This is a genomic window from Veillonella parvula (assembly GCF_001553335.1).
GTDB classification, from domain to species: Bacteria; Bacillota; Negativicutes; order Veillonellales; family Veillonellaceae; genus Veillonella; species Veillonella parvula_S.
This window is the reverse complement of sequence record NZ_KQ960774.1, coordinates 1-15,730: the sequence shown is the minus strand read 5'-3', so window position 1 is coordinate 15,730 and position 15,730 is coordinate 1. Positions and strand designations below refer to the sequence as shown.

Annotated in this window: 13 protein-coding genes; all 13 read right to left on the bottom strand. The window is 37.7% G+C overall.

All coding sequences use genetic code 11. From position 1 onward, the window contains the following. Positions 1-3: 3 nt before the first annotated feature. On the bottom strand, positions 4-1,044 hold the full coding sequence (locus tag HMPREF1865_RS00205; protein ID WP_060918814.1) for a glycosyltransferase family 9 protein: 1,041 nt from the start codon (positions 1,042-1,044) through the stop codon (positions 4-6). Beyond that, positions 1,044-2,063: a glycosyltransferase family 9 protein gene (locus HMPREF1865_RS00200; RefSeq protein WP_004697170.1), complete on the bottom strand. Its 1,020-nt coding sequence runs from the start codon at positions 2,061-2,063 to the stop codon at positions 1,044-1,046. Before HMPREF1865_RS00200 ends, HMPREF1865_RS00205 begins: the two co-directional genes overlap by 1 nt. A gap of 70 nt (positions 2,064-2,133) precedes the next feature. Beyond that, the gene (locus HMPREF1865_RS00195) at positions 2,134-2,628 is read right to left on the bottom strand and encodes a D-glycero-alpha-D-manno-heptose-1,7-bisphosphate 7-phosphatase (RefSeq protein WP_004692981.1); all 495 of its coding nucleotides are present in this window, start codon (positions 2,626-2,628) and stop codon (positions 2,134-2,136) included. After that, positions 2,628-3,593: an ADP-glyceromanno-heptose 6-epimerase gene (gene rfaD, locus HMPREF1865_RS00190; RefSeq protein ID WP_060918813.1), complete on the bottom strand. Its 966-nt coding sequence runs from the start codon at positions 3,591-3,593 to the stop codon at positions 2,628-2,630. Before rfaD ends, HMPREF1865_RS00195 begins: the two co-directional genes overlap by 1 nt. Continuing rightward, positions 3,590-5,068, bottom strand: coding sequence for a D-glycero-beta-D-manno-heptose-7-phosphate kinase (gene rfaE1, locus HMPREF1865_RS00185; RefSeq protein WP_060918812.1), 1,479 nt, complete (start codon positions 5,066-5,068; stop codon positions 3,590-3,592). The genes rfaD and rfaE1 overlap by 4 nt, the downstream gene beginning before the upstream one ends. A 93-nt stretch (positions 5,069-5,161) precedes the next feature. Beyond that, positions 5,162-5,731, bottom strand: coding sequence for a D-sedoheptulose 7-phosphate isomerase (gene gmhA, locus HMPREF1865_RS00180; RefSeq protein ID WP_060918811.1), 570 nt, complete (start codon positions 5,729-5,731; stop codon positions 5,162-5,164). Next, on the bottom strand, positions 5,731-6,657 hold the full coding sequence (locus HMPREF1865_RS00175) for a dipeptidase (protein ID WP_060918810.1): 927 nt from the start codon (positions 6,655-6,657) through the stop codon (positions 5,731-5,733). The genes gmhA and HMPREF1865_RS00175 overlap by 1 nt, the downstream gene beginning before the upstream one ends. Positions 6,658-6,717: 60 nt before the next feature. Next, complete coding sequence (nrdR, locus tag HMPREF1865_RS00170) at positions 6,718-7,209, bottom strand: transcriptional regulator NrdR (RefSeq protein WP_004692976.1); 492 nt, start codon at positions 7,207-7,209, stop codon at positions 6,718-6,720. A 198-nt stretch (positions 7,210-7,407) separates the two neighbouring features. Next, positions 7,408-10,854 carry a pyruvate carboxylase gene (locus HMPREF1865_RS00165; RefSeq protein WP_060918809.1) on the bottom strand — a complete coding sequence of 1,149 codons (3,447 nt, stop codon included), beginning with the start codon at positions 10,852-10,854 and terminating at the stop codon, positions 7,408-7,410. 281 nt (positions 10,855-11,135) lie between these two features. After that, positions 11,136-12,485 (bottom strand): M18 family aminopeptidase, encoded by a 1,350-nt coding sequence (locus tag HMPREF1865_RS00160; protein WP_060918808.1) that lies wholly within the window; start codon positions 12,483-12,485, stop codon positions 11,136-11,138. A gap of 167 nt (positions 12,486-12,652) precedes the next feature. Continuing rightward, a complete protein-coding gene (locus HMPREF1865_RS00155) occupies positions 12,653-13,486 on the bottom strand; it encodes an Mrp/NBP35 family ATP-binding protein (RefSeq protein ID WP_039964899.1) in 834 nt (277 codons plus the stop codon). A gap of 119 nt (positions 13,487-13,605) precedes the next feature. Next, a complete protein-coding gene (locus HMPREF1865_RS00150) occupies positions 13,606-14,799 on the bottom strand; it encodes an aminotransferase-like domain-containing protein (protein ID WP_060918807.1) in 1,194 nt (397 codons plus the stop codon). Positions 14,800-14,855: 56 nt separating this feature from the next. Further along, positions 14,856-15,593, bottom strand: coding sequence for a TVP38/TMEM64 family protein (locus HMPREF1865_RS00145; RefSeq protein WP_060918806.1), 738 nt, complete (start codon positions 15,591-15,593; stop codon positions 14,856-14,858). Between the last annotated feature and the right edge of the window lie 137 nt (positions 15,594-15,730).

The window sequence follows — 15,730 nt, the reverse complement described above, 5'->3', positions numbered from 1 at the left end:
TGTTTATTTCGATTCTAAAAGCAATGTTTCCGCTGCTTTAATAACCTGTTCTTCAGAAATTACAGATAAACCTTTATAATTTCCTTCTTTAATAATTTTTTTCATACTTTTACCAATCTCATAAGAATCCATCGTTTCTAAAACGATAGCATGAGCTTGATAAGGTCCATAAAAGAATGGATTTGATGGACCATACAGTGCCACAATTGGCACACCTTGACTGATTCCTACATGCATTGGTCCAGAGTCATTAGTAATTAATAGATTACAACGGCTCATAGCCGCTGCCAAAGGACCTAACTGGAATTTTCCGGTAGCCACAATAGGCTTTGTTTCCATTTGTTCTACTACGGGCTGCACCATTTCAAGATCCATAGGTCCACCAAAAAAAACCGTCTCATAACCTAAACGACCAAAGTAATCTGCTACATGAGCAAAACGTTCAGCAGGCCAGCGTTTCTCGGGAACGGCGCTACCGATATTAAAACCAATGAGTATATCAGTATCAGTTAATCCATGTGTAGCATAAAACTCTTGCGCCTGACGACGCCATTCTTCACAGATTTCAATATGTAAACCAGAGTTAGAAGTATCTGTTACACCTAATTGCTCTAGTACATTTATGTACATATCCGCAGCATGACGAGTTTTACGATCTAACCGCGTATACTTTGTCATGAATGGTCTAAAAAGGAAATGACTCATACCAGTTGTAATAGGTGCATGAATCTTCCATGCTAAATATGAAGTACGCTCATTAGGATGTAAATTAATGACAATATCAGGTTTTCCCTTAGCATTGATTTCACGAGCCACTTCATTGAGACCTAAGATGCTATTATGGCGCCCTTTTTTATCTACAACAATAAGTTCATCAATATTTGGATTATATTCCATTACTTGTTGTAATTTTTCATCTATTACATACGTAATATGACTATGAGGAGCCGCTTTGCGAAGCACTTCTAAAAACGGAGTCGTTAATATAACATCGCCTAAATGCATTAAAAAGGTTACCACAATGCGCTTATAATCTAGTTCCATTATAGTTCCTTTCCAAGTACTTGTTCATACACTGACCATACCGCGTCTACAGGAATTTGTGCCATACAATCTGGATCATCTACTAGTGGTTGCTCAGGTGTAGCCTTAGAAGTAGGTGAAATAATGAGATGTACATGACTACCACCATAAGGACCTGTACGCTTAGGTGATGTTGTACCAAACATGGCAATCAAAGGACGCTTCAAAGCATTTGCAATATGCAATGGTCCCGTATCGGCACTAATAAAAATCTGACAATGACGAATCAACTCAATGAGTTCAGGCATGGTTGTAGATCCAACTAAATTGATGAGATTCTTATGTTTTACATAATTTTCTATGAAAGCACCTTTATCTACATCATCAGGAGCACCGGCAATAACAACCTTCTTACCAGATTCACATAAACGAATACAAAGTTCTCCAAAATTTAGAAGTGGCCACTCCTTAACAATCCATCGTGCCCCAGGTACAACTACAATATATTCATCATCTACACCATGGCATTTCAACTTTTGTTTTATGGATTTCTCAGCCTCAACGTAAGCTGGCATCGGAAATTCAATCTCCTCCACCTCACCACCAAGGGCGCGTACGGTATCCAGATAGCGTTCAATAACATGGTCGTATTTATGCTCACCTACTAATGCTTTATTAACAAGATTACTGCCCTCACGAAGCTCCCAGTAGCCATATTTTTCAGGGGCACCAGATAATAAAGAAACAATAGCACTTTTCGCGATGCATTGAAGGTCTAAGGTCATATCAAAATGACGACTATGTAGCTCCTTGCGCAATTGATATAAATACGTAGGCTTCTTTAGTTGTTTTTTGTCAATGATAATCACGTCATCAACCCATGGTGTACCAGGTAAGAGGCTAGCGAATTGCTCATGAATAGCCCATGTAATACGCGCATTAGGCCAATTCTTGCGCACAGCGTACAAGGTAGGCAATGCGTGAATTACATCACCTAAGGAACTCATCTTGATGATGAGTATATTCTTGTAATCTTTCATAAAGCCTCCCCAAATACAACACAACAAACCCAAATATATTCTTCCGAAATAAACTAAATGGAATAAATGATTAAATTATTGTTTTAATGAAATCCAATAGATTAGAGCCTTTAAATAGGTACCCCTTAATACCAGCAGCCTCAGCTGCATCAACATCACGCTGACTATCACCGATAAGAAAACTATCTGATATATTTACATCATAATCCTTAATAGCTTGCTTAATCATGCCAGGTTTAGGCTTTCTACATTCACATTCTACTGCATAGAGAGGAACAATACCTTCTTTATGATGTGGGCAATAATAGAAATGTAAAATCGGTGCTCCACTGCGATCTAGTTCATGAGCCATATAGTCATGTAAAATCTGAACATCAGATTCTTTATAATAACCACGAGCTACACCACTCTGATTTGTCACGACAATGAGATCATAGCCCTTACTATGAGCATAAGCAAGGGCCTCTTTTGCACCATCTACCCACTCTAAATCGCTGATTTTGTATAGATAACTAACATCCTTATTAATAACACCATCGCGATCTAAAAATAATACCTTGCGCATTAGCGTAAATACCCTTCGTTATTATCTAATAGTTCACAATATTCTTTAACGGCATCTTCCATTTTATGGAACCCTTTGTCATAGCCAGCGGCTAACAATTTAGTAGTATCAGCCTCTGTAAAGCTTTGGTATTTACCCTTTAACACCTCTGGGAATGGCACATATTCAATTTTGCCTTGACCATTGTAGTCGATAACAGCTTGCATGAATTGGTTAAAGCTATGAGCATTACCTGTACCACAGTTAAAAGTACCAGAGATTTCAGGATGCTCCCAGAAATAGAAGTTTACATTAACTACGTCTTTTACATAGATAAAGTCACGTGTTTGACCACCATCTTCGTAGCCATCTGTACCTTCAAAGAGATTAATAATACCTGTTTCTTTATTTTTGTAGAACATTTGACGTACTAAAGAAGCCATTTTATCTTTATGGGCTTCATTAGGACCATATACATTAAAGTAACGTAGCCCAACAACTTGCGCAGTATATTCACCTTCATATTTGCGTACATAACGGTCGAATAACAATTTAGAATACGCATATGGGTTAAGTGCTTCTTCAGCTTCCGTTTTTTCTACGAAACCATATGTACCATTACCATAGGTAGATGCAGAGGAGGCATAGATGAATGGAATACGACGATCTTGGCAATAATGGAATAGATTTTTAGAACCTTCATAGTTGTTCTTCATCATGTATTTACCATTATATTCCATTGTATCTGCACAAGCACCTTCATGGAATACGACTTCAATAGGGCCAACGTCGAATGTACCATCAGCAATAGCACAATCAAAATCATCACAATCGATGTAATCTAGAAATTCTAGATTTTGAATATTGCGAATCTTACGACCATCTGTAAGATCATCTACGATGAGAATATCTGTACGACCACGATCATTCAGTGCTTTCACAATATTACTGCCAATAAAACCAGCACCACCTGTTACGATAATCATAATTTGCCCTCCTTAGCCATAGTAGCTATTTTCCCTACAATATCTGATGTAGAGTAACCTTCTTTAAATGAAAGAACCTCTACATTGTCAACGGACTCGCGTCCAATAATATCTTCTATTTTGTAATCTCCGCCCTTAACAAGAGTATTGGGACGTAAGTACGCTAGTAATTCAGCCGGTGTATCCTCTTCAAATAGTACTACACCGTCAATACATTGCAACGCACTCAACAAGGCCGCTCTATCCGCTTCACTTACGATGGGCCGTATTTCCCCTTTTAAACGTCGAACAGATGCATCAGAATTTAATCCAATGATTAAATGATCACCTAGCTGCGCAGCTTCTTGTAAATACGTGATATGTCCACGGTGAAGAATGTCAAAACAACCATTTGTAAACACTACAGTTTCACCTTTGCTTTGCCATTGTGAAACGAGTTCTTTCATCTCTTCCTTCGTATATAATGGCTTAGATTGAATACTATGTTTATAGGAATGCCATAAGTCTAATAACTCAGAACGATGTATTGGATACGTACCAACCTTAGATACTACGATACCCGCTGCACCATTAGCGATATGCAAGGCTAAACGCATCGATAGACCACTTGCAAGACAGGTCATCATCATGGATACAACGGTATCTCCAGCACCACTCACATCGAATACCTCTTGTTGAGTAGCAGGATTATGCCATGTACGGCCATCCTTTGCAATAACGGTAATACCCTTAGCAGATCGAGTAGCCACAATATAGTCTAAATCTACAGTAGCAAGTACAGACTTAGCAGCCTCTACAATAGTAGCATCATCATTTTCTAATGTACGGCCTACACATTCACCGAGTTCTTTCACATTCGGTGTAATACATGTAGCACCATTGTATTTAGACCAGTCTGCCCCCTTAGGATCTACGATAGTTTGCACACTATATTCCTTAGCCAAACCAAAGATTGTCTTCAATAAGGTAGGTGTACAAACGCCTTTACCATAGTCAGATACGACAATACCATCAATCCCCGCTTTACATAGATTTTCCAACCAAACAGACAATTGTTGCTCTTCTTGATTGGTTAAATTTGTAATCGTTTCAAAATCAAGGCGCATCATCTGTTGACGATCACCTAATATGCGCATCTTAGTAATAGTAGAGCGGTCATCACTAGTGATTAAACCAGTCGTATCGATTTTATCAGTATCAAGTAAATTTTTTAATAAATGGCCATGGTCGTCATTACCTGCTAGTGCACCAAGATATACTTTACAGTCTAAATTAGACAGATTAGATGCAACATTACCAGCTCCACCAAGGACCTCTTTCATCTTGGACACGCGGTTTACAGGAACCGGTGCTTCTGGAGAAATACGACTTACATCACCAAAAACATAACGATCTACCATTACATCGCCTACAACGGCAATCTTCAAGTTTGGCAGTTGCTTTGTTAAAAACTGATTAATGGTAGTATTTATCATAATCCACCTATTCCTTATCAAAATTACATATGTTCCTAATTTAAATAAATTTATAATTGAAACAATGTGTATCTATAAGTAAAAACCTATCGGTTAATAATCTTCTTCAATAATTTCGCATATAATGTGGCCAGCTAAGATATGCATTTCTTGAATGCGCGCTGTCACATTACTGGGAATAGCCAGCGTAATATCACATAGTTCGGCTAGTTTGCCGCCCCCTTCACCGGTGAAAGCAATGGTATGCATACCAATAGAACGGGCCATTTCTGCAGCTTTTACAACATTCTTGGAGTTACCAGAAGTAGAAATACCGATGAGAACATCACCTGTACGGCCTAAGCCCTCTACTTGACGTGCAAAAACAGATTCAAAATCATAGTCATTCGCAATAGCTGTTAATGCGGATGTATCAGTAGTTAATGCAATGCCTACAAGAGAGCGCCGTTCCTTTTTAAAGCGACAAATCAATTCAGCTGCTAAATGTTGAGAGTCCGCCGCAGAGCCACCATTACCACAGAACAAAATTTTATTACCATTTTCTAAAGCCGCTTTACAGCGATATCCGATTTCTTGAATGGTATCCATATGTTCCATCGTTTTACCAAACACTTCAAGATGCTCTGTAAAACGATCTGCAATGATTGGATTTAAATCAGTCATTATAAAATCTCCTTTAGTAGTCTATCTGCATTTTTCCAGAATAACTTTTCACACTGTTCCACAGATAAGCCTGCCTCTTTAAATGCATCATAAAGACGACTCATTTGAGACATATCTGCAATCTCTGTGTCGGGTGGAATCCCATCAAAATCAGTTCCTAATGCCACTACATCTTCACCGCCCTTGTCGATGAGATATAGACCATGTTTAACAATATCTTCAATGCGACTAATTGGCGATGTGCCGAGAAAATTCTGTGCAAAATTAAGTCCTATAATACCTCCCTTATTAGCGATAAGTCTAATAAGATTATCTGGCAAATTTCGCGTATGAGACCGTAATTCCCGTGCATTTGAATGAGATGCTATAAAAGGAACATCTAAAATATCTCCTAGTTGCTCTGTACCAGCATCGTTAAGATGAGAGCAATCAACAATTATCCCTAACTCTTGCATAGCTTCTACAAATTCAACACCTTTAGATGTTAATTTCTTATGTTGCTCACCACAATGTGGCTCGCCAAGTCCATTTGGATAGTTCCATGTTAGCGTTATAAGTCTGACTCCATCTTGGTAAGCTTGTTTAAGTTTATTTAAATCGCCACCTAGTACGCCACCTTCCTCAATAGACATAAGTGCCCCAATCTTACCAGTCTTGTATACAGACTCTACATCTTGATAAGAGAGCACATGTTGTATGTGCTCTCCATAGTGATGAATTTGTGATACACACAAATTACGCATCTCTTCATAGCGGCCATAAGGGTCATTCGTCTCACCCATATTAATAAAGAGTGCAAAGTCTTGTATCTTGCTATGAGCCTTTTGTAATTTTTCTATATCTATTTTCCAAGTATTGCGATATAAATCACCACTATCAGGATGATCTAGCAATTGCATCATCGTATCACAATGTAAATCTATCATAAAGCCTCACACATTGCTAATTTCAAAACCATGTATAACCAATCAGTAATACAGAATCAATTATTCTTCTACGACAGGTTTGCGTTTCGGCTTTTTAGCGTCTAACTTCTTCAGAGCTTTTAACTCTTCCATAAAGCTATCAATATTATCAAACTTACGATATACACTAGCAAAACGAACATATGCAACTTGATCTATGTCTTTCAGTTGTTGTAACACGAGCTCACCAATGCGATCAGTTGTAACCTCTTGGTTAATTTCATTCCGAATATCACGCTCTACATCATTAACTACTTGCTCCATCACAGACATAGGAACTGTACGCTTATCACAAGAGCGCAATAACCCATTCAGTAGCTTACCGCGGTCAAATAATTCACGTCGTCCATTTTTCTTCAATACCATAAGTGGTACTTCTTCTATAATTTCATAGGTAGTAAAGCGACGGCCACAATTGATACATTCACGGCGACGGCGAATACTATTACCTTCATCAGTCGTTCTAGAGTCTGTTACCTTCGTGTCTGTGTGTTGGCAATAAGGACATCTCATCTGTTACTACTCCTTTTCTACTAATCATTCTAAAATAACGCATAATACGCCCATTTTCTCTATATTATATAGTACCATGAAACCCTTGAAAATACAAAGAATCCCTAGGATTTCCTAGGGATTCTTCCATTATTCTTCAATTTTTCATTTTATGAAATATTTGAGAAATAATATTTTTAATTTTAAATGATTGTTAGCTTATCGTTTTAAAGCATCTTCAATACGAAGCAAGCAGTCACCAGATTCGATACGGCTACCTTCACGTACAAGGATTTCTTCTACGATACCGTCGATAGGAGCTGTAATTGTTGTTTCCATTTTCATTGCTTCTGTAACGATCAATGGTTCACCTTTAGTTACAGATTGACCATTCTTAATAAGGATCTTAACAACGGAACCAGACAATGTAGCACCAATTTCACCAGGGTTAGATTCATCCGCTTTGCGACGAACAACACCAGTTGTCTTAGCATGTTTATCATGAACCTTAATGCTACGAGGTTGACCATTAAACTCGAACAATACGATGCGATTACCATCTTCATCAGGTTCAGAGAAACCATTCATCTTGATAATCAGTGTTTTACCTTTTTCAATGGTTACTTGAATTTCTTCGCCCCGTTTCATACCAAAGAAGAATGTTGGAGTATCTAATACAGATACATCACCAAAGTCTTTTACAAATTTATTGTAATCTTGGTAAACCTTAGGATACAAGCAATATGCACTAATATCTTCATCAGTTGTTTGGGCTCCCATTTCGCTTAATTCATGACGAATATGTTCAAAATCTGTTGGAGGTAATACAGCACCAGGGCGAACTGTGATTGGGCGAGCACCTTTCAAGATGATTTTTTGTAATTTTTCAGGGAAGCCTTGATATGGAGTACCAAGACGTCCTTCAAAGAATTCAACTACGGATTGAGGGAAATCCAATACATCGCCTTTTTCGTAGATATCTTTTTCAGTTAAGTTGTTTTGTACCATGTACAATGTCATATCCCCTACCACTTTAGAGGATGGTGTAACTTTAATGATATCACCAAACATCATGTTTACTTGGTGGTACATTTTCTTAATATCTGTCCAACGATCACCAAGCCCTACCATTTTAGCTTGTTGTTGCAAGTTAGAGTATTGTCCACCTGGCATTTCATGTTGATATACTTCAGTATTAGGATATGCTTCTGCTTTATCTACACCTTTGTAATATGGTCTGATACTACCAAAATAATGAGACATTTCTTCCATGTAATCAATGTTCATTTCTGGTTGACGTTCATGACCAGACAATGCATAGTACATGGAATTCATGCTAGGTTGAGAAGTACCATTAGCAAATGCTGAGTATGCTAAGTCGATTACATCAACACCAGCATCTACAGCGCGGCCATATGTATAGATAGAGTTACCGGAGCCTTCATGAGTATGCAAGTGAATTGGAACAGAGACAGCATCTTTCAAGGCAGATACCAAGTTATAAGAAGCTTGTGGTTTTAAAAGGCCGGCCATATCTTTAATGGCAATAATATTGGCACCAGCTTTTTCAAGCTCTTTTGCCATATTTACATAGTAGCCCAAGTTGTATTTTGTACGAGCACCATCAAGGATATCGCCAGTGTAGCACAATGCAACTTCAGCTATTTTATTTTGTGCACGTACTTCGTCGATAGCAACATGCATATTATCGAGGCTGTTCAAGCTATCAAATACGCGGAATACATCAATACCATTAGCAGCAGCCCGTTGAATGAATTGACGAACTACGTTGTCTGGATACGATGTGTAACCTACAGCATTTGCACCACGAAGAAGCATTTGAAGCAATGTATTTGGCACTTCACGACGGAACATGCGCAAACGCTCCCACGGATCTTCATGTAAGAATCGGTATGATACGTCGAAAGTAGCACCACCCCAACATTCTAAGGAGAATAAGTTAGGTACACCTTTTGCAGCATGACCAGCTACGCGAGCCATATCGATTGTACGAAGACGTGTAGCAAACAAGGATTGATGGGCATCACGCCAAGTGGTATCAGTGAAGAATACTTGTTTTTGTTCCGATAACCATTTACTGAATTTATCTGGTCCAAGTTCATCAAATTTTTGTTTTGTACCAGATGCTGGACTTACATCCAAAGTAGATGGCATTTGAATCGGTTCAAAGTCAGGCACCTCTTGAGCTCCTGCACCAGAATAGCCATTAATTGTAACGTCAGCAATGTAACGTAATAATTTAGTACCACGGTCACGATCTGGTTTTAATTCGAATAATTCAGGATGTTCTTCAATGAAGTTTACATTGTAAGAACCACTTTGGAATTCAGGATGTTCCAATACATTAATCAAGAAGTGAATATTTGTTTTTACACCGCGAATACGGAACTCTTTTAAGCAACGAAGCATTTTACGAATAGTTTCTTCGTTGTTAGGACCAAATGCTGTCGCTTTCACAAGCAAGGAGTCATAGTAAGGTGTTACAACGGCACCTGTAAAAGCATTACCAGAATCAAGACGGATACCAAAACCACCAGAGCTACGGTACGCTAAGATTTTACCGGTATCAGGCATAAAGTTGTTTTTAGGATCTTCTGTGGTAATACGACATTGGGTAGCAGTGCCTTTACAAGGAATTTTATCCTGCTCAGGAATACCTACTTCAGGGCTATGTAAACTAAAGCCTTCAGCGATTCTAATTTGAGCATGAACAATGTCAATATCTGTAATCATTTCTGTTACAGTATGCTCTACTTGAATACGTGGATTAACTTCGATAAAGTAGAAGCTACCATCAGCAGTTACCAAAAATTCTACAGTACCTGCATTCACGTAGCCAACATTTTTCATGATTTTAACGGCAGCATCACATACAGCTTTACGAGTTTCTAATGACAACGCAAAGGCTGGCGCCATTTCAACTACTTTTTGGTGACGACGTTGAACAGAGCAATCACGTTCATGCAAATGAACTACATTGCCATGTTCGTCACCTAAGATTTGAACTTCAATATGTTTAGGCTCTACGATAAGTTTTTCTACATATACATCATCATCACCAAACGCAGCTTTCGCTTCAGATTTAGCACGATCATATGCATCTCGAAGGTCTTCTTTATGATGAACTTCACGCATACCACGACCGCCGCCGCCATTAACGGCTTTAATCATCAATGGAAAACCATGTGTATCAGCAAATTCTTCTAGTTGAGCATAATCTTTTAAAGCCCCATCAGAACCTGGGATCATCGGAATTTTTGCTAATTTAGCTTGCTCACGAGCATTTACTTTATCACCAAACATATTCAAATGCTTGATTTTAGGCCCAATAAAGATAATTCCTTCTTCTTCACAACGACGAGCAAAGCCTTCATTTTCAGATAAGAAGCCATAACCTGGATGGATAGCATCGATGTCATGTTCTTTTGCAATACGGATGATATCTTCAATATCAAGATATGCGTCAACTGGTTTTTTACCTTCCCCTACGAGATAGGCTTCATCGGCTTGGTTACGGTGCAAGGATAATGTATCCTCTTTAGAGTAAATGGCTACAGTTTTAATCCCCATTTCATTACATGCACGGAACACGCGGATCGCAATTTCTCCACGGTTGGCAACCAATACGGATTTAATTTTTCTCATGTATTGCCTCCTACTAGCTTCCACAAATGTGAACTATCAGCTTTCATTTTTATTAATATATGAATATTTCCTATACTTATAGATAAATCAATATTATGGGAGATCTCATCAAAATTTATGATGAGGTTTATATTCATAATAATATATACTTATTATACAATATTTTCATTATATTTAAAGGATTATACCAATTATGAAAGTATAAAATATATTTTTTACTGTTCATTACAAAAAATCATATGTCTTTCAATAATGCACATCGAATAAATTCCATTTTTATATTATTTACCACCTAAAAAGTGATTCATTAATCGATTTAATTGCTCTTGATCAGCTGCCCCCATCAATTCTCTAGCTGAATGCATTGCTAATAGAGGCAATCCTACATCAATAGTACGCATTGGTAACATAGCTGATGAAATGGAACCTACTGTAGATCCACCTGGAATATCCGAACGATTTACATAAATCTGATACTGTGCATCCGCTTCTTCACAAAGGCCTTTAACGATAGCAATTGCCTTAGCATCCCCAGCGTAAGATTGGCTACATGCAATCTTAAGGGATAGCCCTTTATTAAGTACAGGAATATTCGTAATGTCATTTTTCTCTGGATAGTTTGGGTGTAATCCGTGTGCTACATCGGAGGAAATCATAAAGCCTTTAGAGATAAAGCTGTCCATCTCTTGATTAGAATATCCTAATGCGTCATACACGCGTTTAACGAGATTTGGTAATATCATGCCAGCCCCACCTTGTTTCGTACGACTGCCCACCTCTTCGTTATCAAAGAGTATAGCACAGCGAACACCATTAACATTCATTTTTTGGGCTTGAATAATACCAGATAATACACTAAAGCAAGATGTTAAATTATCTAAACGAGGTGAGCTAATGAAATCACCTTCCGTACCGAGTACACAGCCTTGTTCCGTAGGATATAAAGTCATTTCATAAGATAATATTTCGGAAGGATCGCAATCTACTTCATCAGCTAAAAACTTTGTCCACTCATCGTATTGAGTATCTGATTCTGAAAATAAACTTGGATTATTTCTATTATTTAAAGGTTTTGTAGGATTATCTTCATTATTACGTTCCATCATCAATATAGGAAGCATTTCTTTTTGACGATTTAGTTTAACCCCATCATTAACAGAGCGATTCATATGAATAGCTAGGTTTGGAACAATAGCGATAGGCCGTTTTGTATCGACTAGAACAGAATCTACGTCAAAGGCATTTTTCCCTTTTAACACAACCGTACCTGCTGCACCTAATGGACGATCAAGCCATGTATTTTCTATAAGACCGCCATACATTTCTACATTTAACTTTGTGTATCCTTTCACAGATGTTATAGGATTTGGCTTCACACGTATAGCAGGAAAATCGGTGTGAGCTGACGCAATACGTAATGTATGTTCTGGTTTCTTACCTATATGAAAGGCAAATAAGGTGGTGCCAAATACATTAACTACATATGAACCAGAATCTAACTGCCACTCGTCTTCTAAACTGAGCTCTGTAAATCCTGAGTCCAAAAGCATTTGTAAACTCGTATCTACTGTATGATACGGGGAAGTACAAGCACCAATATACTTTAATAATTGTTCATTATCAAACTTCATAGGTCCCTCCTATGCACAAATCATATAAAATTTGTACAATTAGCTTGAATAATTTATTATGTATATTATTTTACAATATTTACATTAATTATCTATTAACTATTCATATTTTATCATAAAAAGCCGCCCCTATCGGGACGGCTTTTTATATCTTTAACAGATGAATCCTATTCAGGTAGAGATACGTCTTCTAAATTTGTTTTTTCGATAGACTCAATATTACCTTTATCGCAAAGGTTTGCAATAGTTGGGTCAATTGGTAAACGGTTTAACAATAATAAACCGTATTTTTGAAGGATTTCTTCAATGTGGCTTTCACCGAAAATTTGATAATCCTTACCGTTATCTGGGCAATGGAAGTAAGAGTAGTTTTCCACCACACCAATAATAGGCACTTGCATTAAATCAGCCATTTTAACTGCTTTTTCAACAATCATGGATACCAAGTCTTGAGGAGATGTAACGATAATAATACCGTCCAATTTCAAGGATTGATATACAGTAATCGCTACGTCACCTGTTCCTGGTGGCATATCAACAAATAAATAATCGATGTCTTTCCAAATAACATCTGTATAAAATTGTTTTACTACATTGCCTAAAATAGGACCACGCCATAAAACAGGATCTGTATCGTTTTCCAAAAGAAGGTTAACAGACATAACGTCGATACCGCCTTTGGATTTTACAGGATACATACCGATTTCGTCAGCATATGCCTTTTCCTTAATGCCAAACATCTTAGGAATAGAAGGACCTGTAATATCCGCATCGAGGATACCTACTTTGTAACCTTTACGCGCCATTGTAATGGCCATCAAGCTGGTAACGGAAGATTTACCTACGCCACCTTTACCAGATACTACGCCAATTACATGTTTAACAGAACTAAGCTCGTGTAATTGAGCTGTAAGATCTTGAGGTTGTTGAGACGCGCCACCACCGCAACCAGAAGATTGAGATGGGCATCCGCCACAATCACTGCTGCTACCGCAACCCATAGTAAACACCTACTTTCTTTGAGGCTATACCTCACATCTATATTAAAACTTTTTTATATGGTAAACACAATGTATCTACGCTTACATTGTATCACGTTATATCAAAAATTATCAATATATTACTCACCACAAAATTCTTTAGTTAACTCGCCGAGAATTTCCATCCCCTTTGTAATTTCCTCTACTGTTGGTACCGTATAGCTCAAACGAAATGCATGACCTTCTCCTGCTCCATCTGCTGCAAAGGCACCACATTTAATAATCCCTACATTGCGGTCCATACAAGTTTCAAAGAATACATCACAATCTACATCCTCAGGCATCGTCATCCATGCAAACATACCACCTGTAGGTTGTGTCAAATGAACTTTAGAACTCGCATACTTTTTAAAAGCGTTAAGTAAAGCTTCACATTTCATTTTATATACTTTTCGTACATTATCTAAATGAGCATCGTAATCAATGGTATCAAGAACCTTCGCTACCACCTTTTGAGTTACTAATGGCATTTGACCGGCCGTATTATTTTTTAATGCTTGGATAGCTTCAATAATTTTAGTTGGACCAAATAAGAAACCGACGCGCAAGCCTGCAGATAATGTTTTAGAATAAGAACCTGCATACAGAACACGATCTTCTGTGTCGAAGGATTTGAACGTTGGAATGTATTCTCCGGCGAAACGAATTTCACCATATGGATCATCTTCATAGATAAATAAATCATATTTAGATGCAATAGCATAAATCTCCTTACGGCGTTCTACAGGCATAGTAATGCCTGTTGGATTCTGGAAGTTAGGAATTAGATAAATGTATTTACCTTTACCAGATTGAGCCGCTTTTTCTAACTCACTTGGTATCATACCGTGCTCGTCAGTTTTAATACCTAATGCTTTACCGCCCATGTTGCGTACAGAGTTGATTGCACTAGTGAAAGTGAATTCATCCATGTATACTTCATCGCCAGGTTCTAATACAGTAATCGGTACAAGACCTAAGAGTTGACCCGCCCCATTAGAGATAATAAGACCTTGTCCTTCCGGATTCATCTTATGTGTTTTTACAAGACGATCTAATGTCAATTCTGCTAATCGTGCATCACCTTGCATTGGTCCATATTGTAAAAGACTCATTGGATTAGAGTGAACCACTTCATCAAAAGCCTTTTCAATGATTTCTACAGGAATCGCTTCTGGTGCTGGATTACCGATACCAAAGCTGATAAAACCTTCTACACCTACGCCACGTTCGAATACTTCACGAATAAAATTTGGACCTTTTAAGGTTACGCGTTCAGGAAGAGAAAAGCTCATACTATCGCCTCTTTCATATATACTAAATTGAATAACATTTAATTAATTAGAAATTGTTAAGCATTAGGATCATGCTCTTGTTCAGCATTTTTCTTATTGATGTAGTTCTTATATACTTTCCAAAGAATAAAGTATACAACTCCTGCAACAACTACGATGATTCCTAAGCGCCCCATATTCTCTTGGAAGTTTACAATATCTGTACCGATAGCTACTTCAAGAGCTGTTGATGGGAATTTACCGATCAAGTTTGCCAATATATAATCTCTAGGTTTGATTTTACTAATGGCCCCTAAGGCTGTAATAACGCCAGACGGGAAGTACGGTAAGGATCGTGCAAATAACATGACCACAAAACCGTTTTTACCCGAAAAATCATCTACTTTCATTAACACGGTACTTTTAGCAATCAACTTGTCCGCTGTATCACGTAAGAAGTAACGCATAATGTAAAAACTGATGACCACACCAATCGTTTCAGCAAGCCAAGAGATAATAATCCCAGGCCACATACCAAATACCAAGCCATTAGCTGTAGATATAAAGATCGATGGTAAAAAGCCTACGGCATTAACAAAAATATCGAGGACCATACTCACCACCATGGCCATAGGACCAAAGCTTTGAATATACTCCGCTACCTCCTCCATAGAGCCACTCGTTGCCAAGTGCCACATAGTCGGATAAAACGTAGGATCTACTATATTTATGACAATTAATAAAACAATGAAACCAATACCTGCTATTAACTGTACCCAACCTTCACCAGAAGGTTTTAAATTTCTTTTACTCATATATACCTCGTATTAAAAAGACTAGCTTCATTATATCACGTATTCTATAGAACAGTTATAACTAGTTACATTTCTTTAATTTTAATCTGAATAGCTTTTTTAATATATATCTTGAATTGCAATAAGTAATGCGACAA